Raw genomic sequence first — 17,852 nt, forward strand, 5'->3', positions numbered from 1 at the left:
GCCGCTACCCGGCTCAGAACGCCTTGATCTGCATTTGAATCGGGCCGTCGGCCCGGCCATGGATGAACTGATCGACATAGGGATTGCCGGAATTGTCGATCTGCGACACCGGCCCGACCCAGATCAGCTTGCCCTTATAAAGCATGGCAATACGGTCGGCGATCTTGCGGGCGCTGGCCATGTCATGGGTGATCGACAGGGCGGTGGCGCCCAGATCCTTCACACATTTCACGATCAGATCATTGATGACGTCGGCCATGATCGGGTCCAGCCCGGTGGTCGGTTCATCGAAGAAGATGATTTCCGGGTTGGTGCAGATGGCGCGGGCCAGGCCGACGCGCTTCTGCATCCCGCCGGAAAGCTCAGATGGCGACAGGTTTGCCACATCCGGCGTCAGGCCGACGGCACCCAACGTGGCGATGGCGCGTTCCCGTGCCTCCTTGCGGCCCACCCCATGACCCTGGATCAGGCCGAAGGCGACATTTTCCCAGACCGGCAGGCTGTCAAACAGGGCCGCACCCTGAAACAACATGCCGAACTTGGCCAAAGCCCGTTCGCGGTCGCGTCCCCCGATATGGGTCGTATCCTCGCCATCAATCTGGATCGTCCCGGAATCCGGTGTCAGGATGCCCAGGATGCTTTTCAGCAGCACCGATTTACCGGTGCCGGAACCGCCAATAATAACAATGCTTTCACCGCGCTTGATCTCCAGATCAACGCCATCCAGCACGACCTTGGGACCAAAGGCCTTCTTCACACCTTTCAGGGCGATCTTCGGCACTTCCATGGCGGTGTTCAATTCCAGTGTCTCGCTCATGAGAAGAAGATCCCCGTCAGCAGATAATTCAGCACCAGGATAAGGATGGAGGAGGAAACCACGGCATTGGTGGTGGCCGCCCCCACGCCCTGCGCGCCCCCGCGCGAGTTATAGCCGTGGTAGCAGCCCATCAGGGAGATGACGAAGCCGAAGGCACCGGCCTTCACCAGCCCCGACACCACATCCATGAATTCCAGATAATGCCAGGTATTGTTGATATAGCTGGAGGGGTTGAAGCCCAGCCGGTAGACCGACACCAGATAGCCGCCGAACACGCCAATGATATCGGCCACCAGCACCAGCAGCGGCAGCATGGTGGTGCCGGCCAGCAGGCGCGGCACCACCAGATATTTGAAGGGGTTGGTGGACAGGGTGGTCAGCGCATCCACCTGTTCCGTCACCCGCATGGTGCCCAGCTCCGCCGCCATGGCGGCACCGATGCGCCCAGCCACCATCAGGCCTGCCAGCACGGGCCCCAGCTCGCGGGTGATGGACAGCACCACCACGGTAGCGATGGCGCTTTCGGCCGAAAAGCGGGAGAAGCCGCTATAGCTCTGCAGCGCCAGCACCATGCCGGTGAACACGGCGGTCAGGCCGACGACGGGCAGACTGTAATAGCCGATCTCCACCATCTGCCGGCCGATATGGCGGAAATAGAAGGGCGGGCGCACGCAATGCGACAGGGCCGTCAGGGTAAACATGGCCAGCCGACCCGTCGCTTCCAGGAAGGTCAGGGTGGCGCGACCAATCGCACGAAGGAACTGCATTAACCTGACCTCTCAGGGCGCGGGGCGGATGGGTTAACGGCTAGCCCCTGACATCCGCCCTGTCAATGGCGCCAAGGGACGTGCGGCTGCGCTGCAACAGAGCCATGAACATAGGAGGCGGCCATCGGTTCCGCCAGCCATCATCCGCCGTGATAGACCCGATGATAGCGGGCCCCCAGACGGGTGAGGATTTCATAGCCGATGGTCCCGGCCTCCCGCGCCACCTGATCCACGTCGCGGGCAGGGCCGATCACCTCTGCCCAACCGCCCACATTCAACAGGGGCTCGGGGACATCGGTCACATCCACGGTCAGCAGGTCCATCGAGACGCGGCCGATGACGGGGCAGGAATGGCCGGCAATCATCACCTGTCCCTTGCCGGCCAGCGACCAGGGATAGCCGTCGGCGTAACCCAGGCCCAGGGCCGCCACCTTGCCGGGGCGCGTCACCCGATGGGTGGCATCATAACCGACGGTGACGCCGGCCGAAACCGACCGCACCTGTAAGATCCGGCCCAGCAGGCGGATCACCGGCCGCATCGGGTTGGGCATCCAGGGGGCGGGGTTGGGGCCGTAAAGGGCGATGCCGGGGCGGACCAGATCAAAATGGTAATCAGGCCCGTGGAAAATACCGGCAGAATTACTCAGGCTCAGCGGAGCCGACGGCAACCCTTCCAGGGCTGTGAGAAAGCGCTGGCGCTGCTCAGCCGTCAGCGGGTGCTGCGGGTCATCGGCGCAGGCCAGATGGCTCATCCACGCCTGCAAATCCAGGCCGGCCAACAGGGAAGGTAAATCGTTTCGGATTCGATCTAAGTCGCTGAGCGGTAGGCCCAGGCGGTTCATTCCGGTATCGATATGAATAATGGCCGGCAGTTTGCGGCCCAGCTGGGCCGCGTGATCCCGCCAGCGCTCAATCTCCGCCAGGGTGGAGAGCACCGGCACCAGCCTTTGGTCGGCGATTTCCCCTTGGGTGCCGGCGGGCACCCCATGCAGCACAATGATGCGGGCTTGGGGCAGGGCGGCGCGCAGCCGCACCCCGGCTTCAATATCGGCGACGAAGAAGCTGCGGGCACCGGCCTGCCACAGGCTGCGGCCCACGGGCACGGCGCCCAACCCATAGGCATCGGCCTTGACGACGGCACCGCATTCGGCCGGGCCGACGCGGGCGGCAAGATCGCGCCAGTTGGCGGTAAGGGCGCCCAGATCAATGGCAAGCACCGCCCCCACGCGGGCTGCGTCCGGTGTTTCCAGCGCAGCGGCGAGGGGGGAAGGAAGGTCAATCATGTTTGCTGTATCCTGCGTCGCGGAGTGGCGCGTCGCTTAATCGTCGTAATCACCACCGCCATGGGTGGTGTCGAGGTCGCCGAAGCGCGTGTAATTGCCATCGAAGAACAGGCGCACGGTGCCCACCGGGCCGTGACGCTGCTTGCCGATGATCACGTCGGCGGTGTTATGTACCTGGGCCAGCCGTTCCTGCCATTGCTGGTAACGGTCATTATATTTGTCTTCGCTCTCATCCGGCCGGCGGCCGGGTTCGGCACGCTCCAGGTAATATTGTTCGCGGAACACGAACATCACCACGTCGGCATCCTGCTCAATGGAGCCGGATTCACGCAGGTCGGACAGCTGGGGGCGCTTATCCTCACGGCTTTCCACGCTACGCGACAACTGCGACAGCGCGATGACGGGTAGCTCTAGTTCCTTGGCGATGGCCTTCAGGCCGCGCGTGATCTCGGAGATTTCCTGCACGCGGTTCTGTTCGCCCCGGCCGGTGCCGCCGCCGCGCAACAGCTGAAGATAGTCGACCACCACCAGGCCCAGCCCATGGGTACGTTTCAGCCGGCGGGCGCGGGTGCGCACGGCGGTGATGGACAGGGCGGGCGTGTCATCGACGAAGAAGGGGACGCGGGCCAGATATTGGCTGGCCTCGACGAATTTCGGGAAATCGGTGGCGGCGATATCACCCCGGCGGATCTTGTCGCCGGAGACCTCCGCCTGATCGGCCAGGATACGCAAAGCCAGCTGTTCAGCCGACATTTCCAGGGAGAAGAAGCCGACGGGCGCCCCCTCCTTACCGCCGGACAGCATGTAGGCCTTGGCGGCATTGAAGGCGATATTGGTGGCCAGCGCCGTCTTACCCATGGAGGGGCGGCCGGCCAGGATCAACAGATCGCTGGGATGCAGGCCGCCCAGCTTGGCATCCAGATCGCGCAAGCCCGAGGTGACGCCGGTAACATGGGTGGAGCGGCGGAAGGCCGCCTCCGCCGTTTCGATGGCCGCCTTCAGCGCCCGCTCAAAGGGCACAAAATCGCCCTTGATGTCGCCCGTGGCCGCCAGTTCGAACAGCTTCTTTTCCGCCTCTTCGATCTGGTCGTTGGCGGCAATGTCGATATCGTGCTTATAGGCCTGATTGACCATCTCCTCGCCCACCTCGATGAGCTGGCGGCGGAGATAGCTGTCATGGATGATGCGGCCGTAATCTTCCACATTGTGGACAGTGACGATGGCTGCGGCCAGGCGGGCCAGATATTCCTGGCCGCCAATATCGGCCAGATCGCGATCCTGTTCGAAAAAGGCCTTCAGCGTGATCGGGTTGGCCACTTGCCCCCGATCAATCATCTTCAAGATCGCCTGGAAAATCTTCTGGTTGGCCGGATCGAAGAAATGTTCCGGGCGCAGAAATTCGCCCACCTTTTCGAAGGCCTTGTTGTTCACCAGAATGGCGCCCAACACGGTCTGTTCCGCCTCCTCATTATGGGGCGGGCTGCGATAGGAGGGGGTGTTGCCGGTGAAGCCGGAGGGGTCGATCAGCTTTGTATCCATGATGGCGGCATTCTAACCACCCGCTGGGCCGACGTCACCTGATCAGCGGTTCCGGGTCCATAATGGCGGGGGATTAAACCTGTGGATAAACTGGGGATATCTTTAGCGCGGGACGGTCAGCAGCCGGCTGATATGCTCCTGCACGGCTGTGGCATATGCCGAAAGCCGCGCATCCTGCGCATTGTTCAGGTCCTGGCGCTGGAAATATTCTGCTTCGATTTCACCTTGGGGGTGCCGGCTGCCCAGGGTGGCATTGCCCTTGGCGCGCTTTCGCTCAAACTCCGCCCGCGATTTCACTGAATAATGGTTCAACTGGCTGTAGTGGTGTGAGATGTGGTTGGAAAAGGCCAGATGTCGGGGTGTAAACGCCTCACCACAATCATTCACATAGCCATAGCCGGGCCGCAGCATCCCGGCATGGACTGCCATCCGGTCCAGCGCTGCTGTACGCGCCAGGGTCTTGATATGGGCGTGACCGGGAAAATTCGGTTCAGCGCAGCGGGTGAAACGTTCGATAACCAGCCTACCATCGGGCCTGATCTGTCCCGCCGATCCGAAATAGCGCCAGTTGAAGCCGATGGCGCCGATCTGCGGCGTGCAGATCCTGCGCAGAAAGGGCTGCAGATGCCCGTCCTGGGGCAGCAGCAGGAACTCATCCGCATCAATGAACAGCATCCAGTCAGCCTTATCCCCAAACCGGGACAGGGCATCATTGTAGGCGGTGATCTGCGGGCCCAGGGCCCCAAGATCCCCCCAGTGTGCCCGGCGCGGGTCTGGCACCTGCTCCAGCAGGTGCAGCATGTCGGGATAGCTGAGCCATTGCGGCGGGGGGGGGGCGGGCCAGTCGAGACGCGTGACGATCCCTGCGGCGGCAAACCGGTCCAGCAGGGTGGCCGTACCGTCCGTGCTGCCATTGTTATAAATGATGAAATGGTCGATGCCGATCAGGTGGTGATAGGCGATCCATTCCGCCAAACCTTCCTCTTCGTCGCGGACAATGGCGCAGAGATAAAGCGGCCCGATAGCCGGTATGGATGGTTTCAACGGCACAGGACATCTCTCCAACTGGCATGGCGGCCCGCGCAGCTTGCCAAAAGAAAAAGGGCGATCCCTCGACGGGACCGCCCTTAATCTTTACCATAGTGGCCGGATGTTTTCATCCGGCACCCCGTGGCCTTGATCAGGCCTCGGCTTCCTCGGTGGCTTCGACTTCCTCAGCCACGTCGTCTTCCTCATCCTCGTCGTTGCCGACGACCATGCCGCCACGCTGGGCCTGCACGGCGGCTTCTTCCACCGAGCGGGCAACGTTGACGGTCACGAACACCGACACTTCCGGGTGCAGGACAACCTTGACCTTGAACAGGCCCAGGGTCTTGATCGGGTCGACGATGGCGACCTGAGCACGGGAGATGGTGGTACCGGCGGCGGTGACCGCATCGGCAACGTCACGCGAGGTGACGGAACCGTACAGCACACCCGACTCGGCGGCCTGACGCACCACGACGACGGCCAGACCGTCGACCTTGGTGGCCACAACTTCCGCTTCCTTCTTCAGCTCCAGATTGCGCGCTTCCAGCTGCGCCTTCTGGCCTTCGAAGTAAGCAAGGTTTTCCTTGGTCGCGCGCAGGGCCTTCTTCTTGGGCAGGAGGAAGTTGCGGGCATAACCCGCCTTGACCTTCACAACCTGGCCCAGCTGACCCAGCTTTTCGACGCGTTCCAGCAGAATGACGTCCATGGTCTTTTCTCCTGGCTCGCTTACTTCACAATGTACGGCAGAAGAGCCAGGAAGCGGGCGCGCTTGATAGCACGGGCCAGCTCACGCTGCTTCTTCGCCGACACGGCGGTGATACGGGACGGGACGATCTTGCCGCGCTCGGAGATGAAGCGGGACAGCAGCTTGACGTCCTTGTAATCGATCGCCGGCGCGTTCGGGCCGGAGAACGGGCAGGTCTTCCGGCGACGGAAGAACGGACGACGGCCACCACCGCCGGAGCGGGGAGCGCCAGCGGCCGGAGCGGCACCCTGGGGACGTTCGGCGTTCATGCGCGGTCTCCTTCACCTTCAACAGCGGCGTCACGACGCGGGCCACGGCCCGGACGGTCACCACGGTCGCCACGATCACCAAATTCACGACGAGGACCACGGTCGCCGAAGCCACCGCGCGGGCCACGCTCAGCGCGCTCGCCCTTGTTGGCCAGCATGGCGGTCTGGCCTTCCTCGATCTTCTCAACCTTGACGGTCATGTAGCGCAGCACGTCTTCGTTGATCGACATGTTGCGTTCCATCTCGGCCACGGCCGCGGCAGGCGCGTCCAGACCCAGATAGACATAATGACCCTTGCGGTTCTTCTTGATCCGATAGGTGAGGGTCTTCAGACCCCACTGTTCGGTCTTGACGACGGAGCCGCCCTGTTCCTTCAGGATGTTGCTGAAGGTTTCGGTCAGGCTCTCGACCTGCGCGGACGAGATGTCCTGGCGGCAGATCAGGATGGTTTCATACAGTGCCATTAAACTCCCCATGGCTATTGATGATCCGCCGCTGAACCGGTTCGGTTAGGAGCCGGAAGGCAGCCGCACGGACCTAGCCGATGCCAAGGCAGGGCACCGGCGGGGTTACGGAAGCGCGGGACTATACAGCAAGTTTCCCCAGGTGCAAGCCGGCTTGGGCCCGCTTTCCGGCATGGGCTCGTGCGCATTTCCGCATGGGGTCAGGGTGCGGGGCGGCGTGCCCAGAGTGACAGAAATTCCAGGCGCAGCCTCTCGCTCTCCCCCTGTTCAAGGGCTTGGCGCAGCCGTGCGACGCGTTCCGGCTCCATCAAGTGGCTGCAGGAGAACCAGAAATCGATATCGGCGATCTTGCCCAGAATGCGGATGTGGCCGGGGCCGGTATGGCTTAGCGCGGCACTGCCGACCAGCAGGCCGAAACGCAGGCGCCCCATATCAATCATCTGGATGATGGCACCTTGATCATCAACGGGAATATAGCGGATGCCGCGCTGTTCCAGGGTGACGCGATAGATGCCGGATGCCGCACCGATGGCCCCGTCGGCCTGCCGCAGCAAGGCGTTGATATCGCCCTGGAACGAATCGTCCGCCCGCCCGACGATGGCGAGACTGTCACGCAGCACCGGCAGCAGCCAATGGGCAGACTGCTCTCGATCCGGCAGCCGGGCATTGGCCAGCGCGCAACTGTCGGCCTCCTGTGTCAGCTCGACCTGCCAGCGTTCAACGCTGGAAGGGCGCAGCTGAAAGCTGACAGAAGCCCGCCGGGCCACATGCTCCAGCCAGGTCTTCAAGGCCTGAACACGCACATCCGCCGGATCGCGGGTCAGTTGCGTGCGGGCAATATAGAGATTGATCGGCGGCTGTTCATGGTCCCCGATCCAGATGTCGTCCAGGGGGCCGGATTTGGCGAAGCCGGGGGATGTAAAGGGGATGGCAAGCGCGATCAGGATGACCTGCAACCAGCGGAAGCATGGTCTGGCGCCCTGTCTGTCAGCATGCAGGGCGATGGATTTTTTCCCTTTCATGGCACGCCGTCATCTTGTGGTCCCGCCCAAGGCATTATGATTGAACTCTCCGTCGTCCGATCCTGACAAGTTCATGAATACTGTTTTGCAAATGCAATAGCATGGCTTTTTGGAGTGCTGTCCATTCCGGTTACGTAACGAGGCGACCTTACCTTTACGTCACAACGGTTTCCGGCCGGGCAGGCGGGGCTTTGGCTTGACAGAGCGCGGCGGCGCTGTATCAAGGCCGCACTGGATTTACAGCAGGATTTCGCTATGACCCGCGCTTTCGTCTTTCCCGGTCAGGGCAGCCAGGCCGTCGGCATGGGCCGTGAACTGGCGGCGAATTTCGCCGTCGCCAAATCGGTCTTTGATGAGGTGGATGCGGCGCTTGGTCAGAATCTCTCCGCCCTGATGTTTGAGGGGCCGGAAGGCGACCTGACGCTGACAGAGAATGCCCAGCCGGCTCTGATGGCAGTGTCCGTTGCCGTGGCCCGCGTGCTGCAGGCGGAGAAGGGGCTGGACCTGTCCAAGGCCGCCTTCGTTGCCGGCCACAGCCTGGGCGAATATTCGGCCCTGTGCGCGGCTGGCGCCATCAGCCTGACCGACACGGCCCGCCTGTTGAAGCTGCGTGGCCAGTCCATGCAGAAGGCGGTGCCGGTGGGCGTGGGCGCCATGGCCGCCATCCTGGGGGCTGATCTGGATGCCGCCCGGGAGATCGCGGCGGAAGCAGCGCAGGGCGAGGTGTGCAGCGCCGCCAATGATAATGCACCGGGCCAGGTGGTGGTTTCCGGCCATAAGGCGGCGGTGGAGCGCGCCATCAAGATCGCCGCCGAGCGCGGCTTCAAGCGGGCCATTCTGCTGCCCGTCTCCGCCCCCTTCCATTGCCCGCTGATGCAGCCGGCGGCCGATGCCATGGCGGCGGCGCTGGCCGGCACGGCAATCCAGTCGCCGGTGGCCCCGCTGGTGGCCAATGTCACCGCCTCCGCCGTGACCGACCCGGAGACCATCCGCCGCCTGCTGGTGGAGCAGGTCACCGGGGCCGTGCGCTGGCGCGAAAGCGTGCTGTTCATGAAGGAACAGGGCGTCACCGAACTGGTGGAGCTGGGGTCCGGCAAGGTGCTGGCCGGGCTGGTCAAGCGCATTGACAAGGAACTGGCCGCCATTTCCGTCGGGGCACCGGCGGATATTGACGCTTTCACCCTGGCCTGATAGCCCGATCCATCGATTTCCCAAGGAGTACAGGCATGTTCGACCTGAATGGCAAGAAGGCGCTGGTCACCGGTGCCTCGGGTGGCATCGGTGCCGCCATCGCCAAGGTGCTGCACGCCCACGGCGCCACCGTGGCCCTGCATGGCACCAAGGTGGAAACGCTGAACGCCCTGGCGGCGGAACTGGGGGAGCGGGCCGTTGTGGTGCCCGCCAACCTGTCCGACCCGGCCCAGGTGGAAGAACTGGCCAAGCAGGCCGAGGCTGCCTTGGGCGGCGGTGTCGATATTCTGGTCAATAATGCCGGCTTGACCCGCGACGGGCTGATCCTGCGCATGAAGGATGAGGATTGGCAGTCGGTCATCGATGTCAATCTGACGGCCGGCTTCCGCCTGTCGCGTTCGCTGCTGAAGGGCATGATGAAGCGGCGCTGGGGCCGCATCATCGGCATCACCTCGGTGGTGGGCGTCACCGGCAATCCCGGTCAGGTGAATTACGCCGCCAGCAAGGCCGGCATGATCGGCATGTCCAAGGCGCTGGCCCAGGAAGTGGCCAGCCGCAACGTCACCGTCAATTGCGTCGCCCCCGGCATGATTGCCACGGCCATGACCGACGTGCTGAACGATGCCCAGAAGGAGGCGATGCATAGCCGCATCCCTGCCGGCAAGCTGGGCACGCCGGATGACATTGCCGCCGCCGTGCTGTATCTGGCCAGCGTTGAGGCTGGTTACGTCACGGGTCAGACCTTGCATGTCAATGGCGGCATGGCGATGATCTGATCGGGGCGGGCGACCGCTTCGACGCATATTTTCTGTCGTCCCCCGCATAATCGGCACCCCTGTCCCTCGCGTGAAAGCTGGTCAGGGGTCGCTGTTCGTGTTAAGTGACGGCACTTTCCCGAACGGCGTCCGGGAAATTCGGGTCTTGGGGCGTTGCCGCCCACCCGTTTTCCGAACGCCCTTAACGCCAGGCAGAGACTGGTTCCACCGGAAGATCCTGAAAGGTCAAATCAATGAGCGATGTTGCTGAACGCGTGAAGAAGATCGTCATCGAACATCTGGGCGCTGAAGAGGCCAAGGTGACGGAGACGGCCAGCTTCATCGACGATCTGGGCGCTGACAGCCTGGACACGGTCGAGCTGGTGATGGCCTTCGAAGAAGAGTTCGGCATCGAGATCCCGGACGACGCGGCCGAGAAGATCCTGACCGTCAAGGATGCTATCGACTTCATCAGCTCGAAGCAGGCCTGATAAGGGTTGGGGCGGGCCGGCTGGGCGCAGCTTTTTCATTCATGGAAAACTGCGCCGCCGGCCTCGCAACGCCTCAGCGGAAGTCCCATATCCGGGGCTGGGTGCCCCGCCCAAAGGCGCCCTTTTTCCAATAACGTTCGCAGGTCGGACACATGCGCCGCGTTGTCATCACCGGTCTCGGTCTCGTCACCCCGCTGGGGGTGGGCGTGCAGACCAATTGGGATCGCCTGATCGCAGGCCAGTCGGGTATCCGTACCATCCAGGGGTTCGATATTTCGGACCTTCCCTGCAAGATCGCGGGCCAGGTGCCGCGCGGTGATGGCACCGACGGCACGCTGAACCTCGATCTCTTCATTCCGCCCAAGGAACAGAAGAAGATGGACGACTTCATCATGTTCGCCATTGCGGCGGCGGATGAAGCCATCAAGGACAGCGGCTGGAAGCCCAGCACCGAGGAAGAGTTCGAGCGGACCGGCGTGACCGTCGGCTCTGGCATCGGCGGCCTTCCCGGCATCTATGAAACGTCGCTGCTGCTGGCCGAAAAGGGCCCGCGCCGCGTTTCGCCCTTCTTCATCCCTTCCTGCCTGATCAATCTGGCCTCCGGCCATATTTCGATCATGCATGGCTATAAGGGCCCGAACCATGCGGTGGTCACCGCCTGTTCCACGGGTGCCCATTCCATCGGTGACGCCGCGCGCATGATCGCGCTGGATGATGCCGACGTGATGGTGGCCGGCGGGGCGGAGGGTGCCTGCAGCCGCCTGGGCATTGCCGGCTTTGCCGCGGCCCGCGCCCTGTCCACCGCCTATAACGACACGCCTGAAAAGGGCAGCCGCCCCTATGACAAGGGCCGTGACGGTTTCGTCATGGGCGAGGGCGCCGGCGTCGTGGTGCTGGAAGAGCTGGAACACGCCAAGAAGCGTGGCGCCAAGATTTACGGCGAAGTGGTTGGCTACGGCATGTCCGGCGATGCCTATCACATCACCTCCCCGTCGGAAGATGGCAATGGCGGCTTCCGCTCCATGCGTATGGCGCTGAAGCGGGCCGGCCTGAACCCGGACGAGGTGGATTACATCAACGCGCACGGCACCTCCACGCCGCTGGGCGACATGATCGAGCTGGGGGCCGTGAAGCGGCTGTTCGGCAATGATCTGGCCGGTGCCTCCATGTCCTCCACCAAGTCGGCCATCGGCCACCTGCTGGGGGCCGCGGGTGCGGTGGAAGCCATTTACTCCGTGCTGTCGATCCGCGATCAGGTGGTGCCGCCCACCCTGAACCTGGAAAACCCGGATGACGGGACCGAGGGTGCCGATCTGGTGCCCAAGGTGGCGAAGGAACGCAAGGTCCGGGCCGCGCTGTCCAACAGCTTCGGCTTTGGTGGCACCAACGCCTCCCTGGTGTTCAAGGCCTTCTCTTAAGGCCGCCAGCAACGATAAGGGCGGGCCGTCATGGCCCGCCCTTTTTGTTTCAAGGGGCCGGCATGGTGTTCGGCCCTGTTCCAGCCAGAGCCAGCCGCTTTGACCGAACCCGATTCCCCCGCTCCCAACTCCCCGCAGAAGCAGCGCCGGCCGTTTCGTTGGCTGTTGTGGTTTGGAGTCATTGTTCTGCTGCTGTCGGCAATGGCAGGCGGGGCCGGTCTTTATGGCTGGCAGCGTTACACCGGCCCTGGCCCGCTGGTGGCGGACAAGGCGCTGGTCATCCCGCGTGGCAGTGGCGTGGCCGCCATTTCGCGCCAGCTGGCAGAGGCCGGGATTACCCGCCATCCGCTGGAACTGGCTATCGCCATGCGCCTGCGACGCGATGGGGCGGGCTTGCGGGCCGGGGAATATGCCTTTCCCGCCGGCGTCAGCCTGAAAGCGGCGATTGAGCTGATTCTCAGCGGCAAGACGGTGGTGCGGCGCTTCACCGTGCCGGAGGGTCTCACCGCCTGGCAGATTGTCGAGCTGCTGAAGGCCGATCCGGCCCTTTCCGGCGATGTGGCCGCAGTGCCGGCGGAAGGCAGCTTGCTGCCGGAGACCTATCACTATTCCTATGGCGATGCGCGGGCCGATCTGCTGGCCCGGATGCAGACGGACATGGCCAAGGCGCTGGAAAAGCTGTGGGTCGAGCGTGCGCCCGACCTGCCGATTATGTCCAAGGAGCAGGCCGTCATCCTGGCGTCAGTGGTGGAGAAAGAGACGGGCGTGGCGGCAGAGCGCCCGCGCGTGGCCGGTGTCTTCATCAACCGGCTGCGCCAGGGCATGAAGCTGCAATCCGACCCCACCATCATCTATGCCCTGTCGCAGGGCAAAGGCAGCATCGACCGGGCGCTGACCCGCGCCGACTGGAAGCTGGACAGTCCTTATAACACCTACATGGTCGATGGCTTGCCCGCCGGCCCCATCGCCAATCCGGGCTTGCTGTCATTACAGGCGGTGCTGAAGCCGGAAGCCAACCGCTATCTCTATTTCGTTGCCGATGGCACGGGTGGTCATGCCTTTGCGGAGACGCTGGACCAGCATAACCGCAACGTCGTGCAATGGCGCAAGGTGCGGGACGGGGAGTAGTCTATATCTTGATATAGACACACTGCTTTCCATATGCTGGTGACAGCGGCTGGAAGGGGTGTGCCATGGTTCATATTGCCAAGCTGTTCAGCAATGGTGGCAGTCAGGCGGTCCGCCTGCCCGCCGCTTATCGCTTCGACGGTGTTTCTGAGGTCTATATCCGGCAAGATCCTGCGACCGGCGATCTCATCCTCTCCCGTCGTCCGCAGGATTGGAGCGGCTTTATTGAAGCGCTCGCCGACACGCCAGTGCCGGATGATTTTCTGATGGAACGCCGAACGACCCCTCCCGCCGTTCGTGATCCCTTTACCGGCTGGCATGAATGACCGGCTTTATGCACTTTCCCGCCGGATGACCTTGATCAGCAATGATCAGGCATTCGGCGGGGTAGAGGGTCTGTTGCTGCAGGACTGGACGAAGTCTTAACGACCCCCAAAAGCAAACGGCGCCAGGGTTGCCCCTGGCGCCGTTGCTCTTTTCAACCCCGTCAGGGCCGGCTGTTACAGCCGGCTCTTGGCAGCGGCGACCACGGCGTCCACCGTGATGCCGAAATGGTTGTACAGTTCCTGGTACGGGCCGGATTCGCCAAAGCCCGGCATCCCGATGAAGATGCCATCTTCACCCAGCCAGCGGTCCCAGCCCAGCCGCACCATGGCTTCCACGCCGATGCGCACCGTGCCACGGCCCAGCACTTCGGCCCGGTATTCGTCCGGCTGTTCGGCGAACAGTTCCCAGGACGGCATGGAGACAACGGCGGTGCCGATGCCGGCGGCCTGCAGGCGGTCGCGGGCTTCCACGGCCAGGGCCACTTCCGAACCGGTCGCCAGCAGGGTCACCTTGCGAGCACCTTCGGCTTCGCGCAGCACATAGGCGCCCTTGGCGGTCAGGTTCTCTTCGCTATAGTCCGGGCGCAGGGTCGGCAGGTTCTGGCGGGTCAGCGCCAGCACCGACGGACGGTTGCGGCTGGCCAGCGCGATCTGCCAGGCTTCGGCCGTTTCCACAGCATCACCGGGGCGGAAGACCAGCAGGTTGGGGATGGCGCGCAGTGCCGCCATATGCTCCACCGGCTGGTGGGTCGGGCCATCTTCACCCAGGCCGATGCTGTCATGCGTCATCACATAGATGACGCGGGTCTTCATCAGCGCCGAGAGGCGGATGGCCGGGCGGCAATAGTCGGAGAAGCAGAGGAAGGTGCCGGAGAACGGGATGACGCCGCCATGCAGCGCCATGCCGTTCATGGCCGCGGCCATGCCATGCTCACGGATACCGTAATGGATATAGCGGCCGGACCAATTGTCCTTCTGCACGCCCGCCGCACCCTTGGCGCGGGTATTGTTGGAACCGGTCAGGTCGGCGGAACCGCCCATCAGTTCCGGCACCAGCGGCACCACCACATCCAGCGTATTGCCGGAAGCCAGACGGGTGGCGATGTTCGGCTTGGTTTCGATCACCGCCTTCTTGTGCGCCAGCAAGGCGGCCTGTGCCTCCACCGGAATTTCACCGGCGATGGCGGCCTTGAAGGCCAGACGCTGTTCGCTGCGGGCCAGACGCTTCACCCAGGCGTCAGCCTCAACGGCACCGCGGTTGCCCAGGGCGCGCCAGGCGTTCAGGATGGCATCGGGAATTTCGAACGGGGCGTGCGGCCAGTTCAGGTTGGCGCGCGCGCCTTCGATCTCTTTGGCGCCCAGCGGGGAGCCGTGGGAGGAGGCGGTGTTGGCCTTGGTCGGCGCGCCATAGCCGATGGTGGTGCGGCAGGCGATCAGCGACGGCGCTTCGGTCGTGCGGGCATATTCGATGGCAGCGGCGATGGCCTTGGGATCATGGCCGTCAATTTCCTGCACATCCCAGTTATAGGCGCGGAAACGGGCCAGATTGTCATCGCTGAAGGAAACGCTGGTGGCGCCGTCGATGCTGATCTTGTTGTCGTCCCACAGCACGATCAGCTTGGACAGGGCCAGATGGCCGGCCAGCGACGCGGCTTCGTGGCTGATACCTTCCTGCAGGTCGCCGTCAGACGCGATGACATAGGTGAAATGGTTCACCAGATCGTCGCCAAAGCGGGAATGCAGGATGCGCTCGGCCATGGCCATGCCGACGGCGGTGGCAATACCCTGGCCCAGCGGGCCGGTGGTGGTCTCAATCCCGCCACCATAGCCATATTCCGGGTGGCCGGCGGTGCGCGAACCCATCTGGCGGAAGCGCTTCAGTTCCGACAGGGGGAAATCATCATAGCCCGTCAGGTGCAGCAGGCTGTAAAGCAGCATGGAACCATGGCCGGCGGACAGCACGAAACGGTCACGGTCAGCCCAGCTGGGGCGCTTCGGGTCAAACTTCAGGAACTTCGTAAACAGCACCGTCGCCACATCGGCCATGCCCATCGGCATACCGGGGTGCCCGGACTTGGCGGCTTCCACCGCGTCCATGGAAAGGGCGCGGATGGCGTTGGCAAGATCGGCGTGCGAGACGCCTTCGATCAGATCAGACGGTGCGGAAGACATTGCGCGAAGGGCCTTTCATGAGGGCGCCCGCCATGCGTTGGGCGGGCGCCGGCATTATCTTGAAGCGCGGACCAGCAACAAGCGGGCCCCACCACCCCGGTCCGGCGGTTGAAGCCCCTTTGGAACCGCGGCAAATTGCGGTAACGCTCCCCAAGGGTCAAGCCACAGCCAAGCATGGCCGCTGTTCAATAGGACATGGCGGGCGGTGGAATAACGACGATCTTTTGGCTATGCGACAGGGGCTGTTATTGACGGCAGCAGGCCGCCCCCCTATCGTTCGCCGCGGCGCCGCCGGAAATGTCGGTGCGGGTGTTGTGGGGCACCTCTCACCGTTCCCTCAGACCAGCTTGAGAGAGTTTTGCAATTGGATCGCCTGACCACCGCGTTGCAGCGCCTGGATATGGCCATCGGCCAACTGGACAAGGCCCTGACCAAACGGCTGGAACGGCTGGATAATAGCTCGTCTCTGGACAGCACCATGCTGGCCGAATGGACCCGGCTGGAAACCGAAAATGCCCGGCTGACGGAAGAGACCAGCCGCCTGACCCTGGAACGGGATCAGTCACAGCAAGCAGCGGCACGCCTGATCGACGAGAATGGCGAGCTGAAAGCGACAAGTGATCGGGTGGCCGGGGAGAAGGACCGGCTTCAGGTTCAGTGCTACCAGTTGGCGCAGTCGCTGGAGCAGACGCAGCAGGCGATGGGGCGGCTGACGGTAGAGCTTACCACGCTGAAGGTGGCCGCCGATGCTGTCACTGCGGAGAAGGACCAGCTTCAGCAACGGCATGACCAGCTGTCACTGGAACTGGCGCAGGCGCAGGAAGCTTTGGCGCCCCTGAAGGAAGAGAATAGCACGCTTAAGGCAGCCGCCGACCGGTTGGCCGGGGAGAAGGACGCGCTTCAGCAGCAGCATGGCAAGCTGCTGCAGGAATTGGCGCAGGCACAGGAAGCTGCGGCGCCCCTGAAGGAAGAGAATAGCACGCTGAAGGCGGCCGCCGACCGGCTGGCGGGGGAGAAGGACGCGCTTCAGCAGCAGCATGACAAGCTGCTGCGGGAGCTGGCGCAGGCGCGCGACGGGGAACGCAGGGCCCAGGATCAGGCGCGCGCCGTGCGGGCCCGGCTGGATGCTGCCATTAACGGCCTGCAGGGCGTGTTGGAGGAAGGTTGATATGCGGCGGGTCGATTTTACCCTGAATGGGCGCAGCCATTCGCTGAATTGCGAAGATGGGCAGGAAAAGCGGGTCGCTGATCTGGCCGCCTATATCGATACAAGGATGCGGGAGATCACGGGTGGTGCCGGCGGCAATGATGTACAGAATTTGCTGGTCACCTGCATGGTGTTGGCCGATGAGTTGCAGGAGGCGCGGGCTGAGGTGCAGCGGCGGGGGAATGTGGTGACCTTGCCGTCCCTGTCGCAGCCCGCGGCCCCCATTCCGGCCCCGGTTTCCCGTCCATCGGATGATGCTGTGGTGATTGCTGCCGTCGATGGTTTGGCAAAACGTATAGAAGACATTGCAGCGCGGCTCGAACGCACCTAGATTAGGTAACAGGAAGGCTGGCTGCCTGGTGCGTCAGGCTGCTTTATCCCCGGGGCCGATAATCATTACCTCTGGGGGCTGTCCCTGTCGGCACCGTGGTGCCGGTATATGGCTCCCACCTGCTTGAGCAGGTCACGAGGGATGGCTTACGCCAACGGCCAAGGTGGCCACCTTCCCCCCGATTCTGTCAAAACGGCCCCGGATATGGGGCCGTTTTGACATCCAGGCCAAGGCACGCCCATGTCCGACAGCGCCCATCCGGTGGACCCCCAGGCCCTTGCCGAGGAGGTGGAGGCCAGCGTCGCCGCCAAGCGGGAGGCAAGGCGCATCGCCCGCGCCACCCGTGCCGCCTGCCATACGGCTGGCGCCGACGCGGCCGAACAACTGGCCGGGCGGGTGCATGATCTGGTGGCGCAGCTTTCCCCCCATGGCCCCGCCATGGTGGCGGGCTATTGGCCCAAGGGGGATGAGCTGGATTTGCGCCCGACGCTGGAGATGCTGGCCCTGGCCGGGCATGGCGTCTGTTTGCCCGTCGTCTCTGGTGTGGCCTGGCCGCTGCTGTTCCGGCTCTGGCGGCCCGGCCATCCGCTGGTGCCGGGATCGTTCCGCATCATGGAACCCATGGCCGATGCACCGCTGGCCCAGCCTTCCATCGTGCTGGTGCCGCTGCTGGCCTTTGACAAGGATGGCTGGCGGTTGGGCTATGGCGGCGGTTTCTATGACCGCACGCTGGCCGTGCTGCGCGACAGTGCGCCGGTGGTTGCGGTGGGTATCGCCTATGCGGGGCAGGAAGTGCCCAGCGTGCCGCGCGACCCGTATGATCAGCAGCTGGACTGGCTGGTCACGGAAAAGGGGGTGAGCCGGTTCGCCCCCACCCAGTCATAAAAATACCGGCGGT

Annotated in this window: 19 protein-coding genes and 1 other RNA gene; 10 read left to right on the forward strand and 10 right to left on the reverse strand. The window is 63.5% G+C overall.

The features are described 5' to 3' along the window. Window positions 1-13: 13 nt before the first annotated feature. The 9 genes from PCJ49_RS08970 to PCJ49_RS09010 all read right to left on the reverse strand — a co-directional run bounded on the left by PCJ49_RS08970 (window position 14) and on the right by PCJ49_RS09010 (window position 7,935). On the reverse strand, window positions 14-817 hold the full coding sequence (locus tag PCJ49_RS08970; RefSeq protein ID WP_269910636.1) for an ATP-binding cassette domain-containing protein: 804 nt from the start codon (window positions 815-817) through the stop codon (window positions 14-16). Next, window positions 814-1,584, reverse strand: a complete 771-nt coding sequence (locus tag PCJ49_RS08975; protein WP_269910637.1) for an ABC transporter permease — start codon at window positions 1,582-1,584, stop codon at window positions 814-816. Before PCJ49_RS08975 ends, PCJ49_RS08970 begins: the two co-directional genes overlap by 4 nt. 140 nt (window positions 1,585-1,724) lie before the next feature. Continuing rightward, entirely contained in the window at window positions 1,725-2,867 is a 1,143-nt protein-coding gene (gene alr, locus PCJ49_RS08980) for an alanine racemase (protein ID WP_269910638.1), read from the reverse strand. Between the two features lie 36 nt (window positions 2,868-2,903). Continuing rightward, window positions 2,904-4,406 carry a replicative DNA helicase gene (locus PCJ49_RS08985; RefSeq protein ID WP_269910639.1) on the reverse strand — a complete coding sequence of 501 codons (1,503 nt, stop codon included), beginning with the start codon at window positions 4,404-4,406 and terminating at the stop codon, window positions 2,904-2,906. A 102-nt stretch (window positions 4,407-4,508) separates the two neighbouring features. Then, window positions 4,509-5,456 carry a glycosyltransferase family 92 protein gene (locus tag PCJ49_RS08990; RefSeq protein ID WP_269910640.1) on the reverse strand — a complete coding sequence of 316 codons (948 nt, stop codon included), beginning with the start codon at window positions 5,454-5,456 and terminating at the stop codon, window positions 4,509-4,511. A 130-nt stretch (window positions 5,457-5,586) separates the two neighbouring features. After that, window positions 5,587-6,141, reverse strand: coding sequence for a 50S ribosomal protein L9 (rplI, locus tag PCJ49_RS08995; RefSeq protein ID WP_269910641.1), 555 nt, complete (start codon window positions 6,139-6,141; stop codon window positions 5,587-5,589). Window positions 6,142-6,161: 20 nt separating this feature from the next. Next, window positions 6,162-6,449, reverse strand: a complete 288-nt coding sequence (gene rpsR, locus PCJ49_RS09000) for a 30S ribosomal protein S18 (RefSeq protein WP_089286454.1) — start codon at window positions 6,447-6,449, stop codon at window positions 6,162-6,164. Next, window positions 6,446-6,913, reverse strand: a complete 468-nt coding sequence (gene rpsF, locus PCJ49_RS09005) for a 30S ribosomal protein S6 (protein ID WP_089286455.1) — start codon at window positions 6,911-6,913, stop codon at window positions 6,446-6,448. The genes rpsR and rpsF overlap by 4 nt, the downstream gene beginning before the upstream one ends. A gap of 200 nt (window positions 6,914-7,113) precedes the next feature. Further along, window positions 7,114-7,935: a hypothetical protein gene (locus PCJ49_RS09010; protein ID WP_269910642.1), complete on the reverse strand. Its 822-nt coding sequence runs from the start codon at window positions 7,933-7,935 to the stop codon at window positions 7,114-7,116. 255 nt (window positions 7,936-8,190) lie between these two features. Between PCJ49_RS09010 and fabD the strand changes: the two genes are divergently transcribed. The 6 genes from fabD to PCJ49_RS09040 all read left to right on the forward strand — a co-directional run bounded on the left by fabD (window position 8,191) and on the right by PCJ49_RS09040 (window position 13,244). Further along, window positions 8,191-9,126, forward strand: a complete 936-nt coding sequence (gene fabD, locus PCJ49_RS09015; RefSeq protein ID WP_269910643.1) for an ACP S-malonyltransferase — start codon at window positions 8,191-8,193, stop codon at window positions 9,124-9,126. Between the two features lie 35 nt (window positions 9,127-9,161). After that, window positions 9,162-9,902, forward strand: a complete 741-nt coding sequence (gene fabG, locus PCJ49_RS09020) for a 3-oxoacyl-[acyl-carrier-protein] reductase (protein WP_269910644.1) — start codon at window positions 9,162-9,164, stop codon at window positions 9,900-9,902. 233 nt (window positions 9,903-10,135) lie between these two features. After that, entirely contained in the window at window positions 10,136-10,372 is a 237-nt protein-coding gene (locus PCJ49_RS09025) for an acyl carrier protein (protein WP_089286459.1), read from the forward strand. Window positions 10,373-10,524: 152 nt separating this feature from the next. After that, the gene (fabF, locus tag PCJ49_RS09030) at window positions 10,525-11,790 is read left to right on the forward strand and encodes a beta-ketoacyl-ACP synthase II (protein WP_089286460.1); all 1,266 of its coding nucleotides are present in this window, start codon (window positions 10,525-10,527) and stop codon (window positions 11,788-11,790) included. Window positions 11,791-11,889: 99 nt separating this feature from the next. After that, entirely contained in the window at window positions 11,890-12,918 is a 1,029-nt protein-coding gene (mltG, locus tag PCJ49_RS09035; RefSeq protein WP_269910645.1) for an endolytic transglycosylase MltG, read from the forward strand. 65 nt (window positions 12,919-12,983) lie between these two features. After that, window positions 12,984-13,244: an AbrB/MazE/SpoVT family DNA-binding domain-containing protein gene (locus PCJ49_RS09040; RefSeq protein WP_269910646.1), complete on the forward strand. Its 261-nt coding sequence runs from the start codon at window positions 12,984-12,986 to the stop codon at window positions 13,242-13,244. Window positions 13,245-13,418: 174 nt separating this feature from the next. Here the strand turns inward: PCJ49_RS09040 and tkt are convergent, their stop codons facing one another. Continuing rightward, on the reverse strand, window positions 13,419-15,416 hold the full coding sequence (gene tkt, locus PCJ49_RS09045; RefSeq protein ID WP_269910647.1) for a transketolase: 1,998 nt from the start codon (window positions 15,414-15,416) through the stop codon (window positions 13,419-13,421). Between the two features lie 364 nt (window positions 15,417-15,780). Here tkt and PCJ49_RS09050 point away from each other — a divergent pair, with 364 nt between their 5' ends. The 4 genes from PCJ49_RS09050 (at window position 15,781) to PCJ49_RS09065 (ending at window position 17,839) form a co-directional block, all read left to right on the forward strand. After that, complete coding sequence (locus PCJ49_RS09050; protein WP_269910648.1) at window positions 15,781-16,584, forward strand: hypothetical protein; 804 nt, start codon at window positions 15,781-15,783, stop codon at window positions 16,582-16,584. 1 nt (window position 16,585) lies between these two features. Then, complete coding sequence (locus PCJ49_RS09055) at window positions 16,586-16,954, forward strand: cell division protein ZapA (RefSeq protein ID WP_089286466.1); 369 nt, start codon at window positions 16,586-16,588, stop codon at window positions 16,952-16,954. 15 nt (window positions 16,955-16,969) lie between these two features. After that, window positions 16,970-17,128: non-coding RNA, 6S RNA (ssrS, locus tag PCJ49_RS09060), on the forward strand. Between the two features lie 66 nt (window positions 17,129-17,194). Next, window positions 17,195-17,839, forward strand: coding sequence for a 5-formyltetrahydrofolate cyclo-ligase (locus tag PCJ49_RS09065; protein ID WP_269910649.1), 645 nt, complete (start codon window positions 17,195-17,197; stop codon window positions 17,837-17,839). Window positions 17,840-17,852 lie beyond the last annotated feature (13 nt).

This window comes from Niveispirillum sp. BGYR6, assembly GCF_027568365.1.
In the GTDB taxonomy this organism is placed as follows: domain Bacteria; phylum Pseudomonadota; class Alphaproteobacteria; order Azospirillales; family Azospirillaceae; genus Niveispirillum.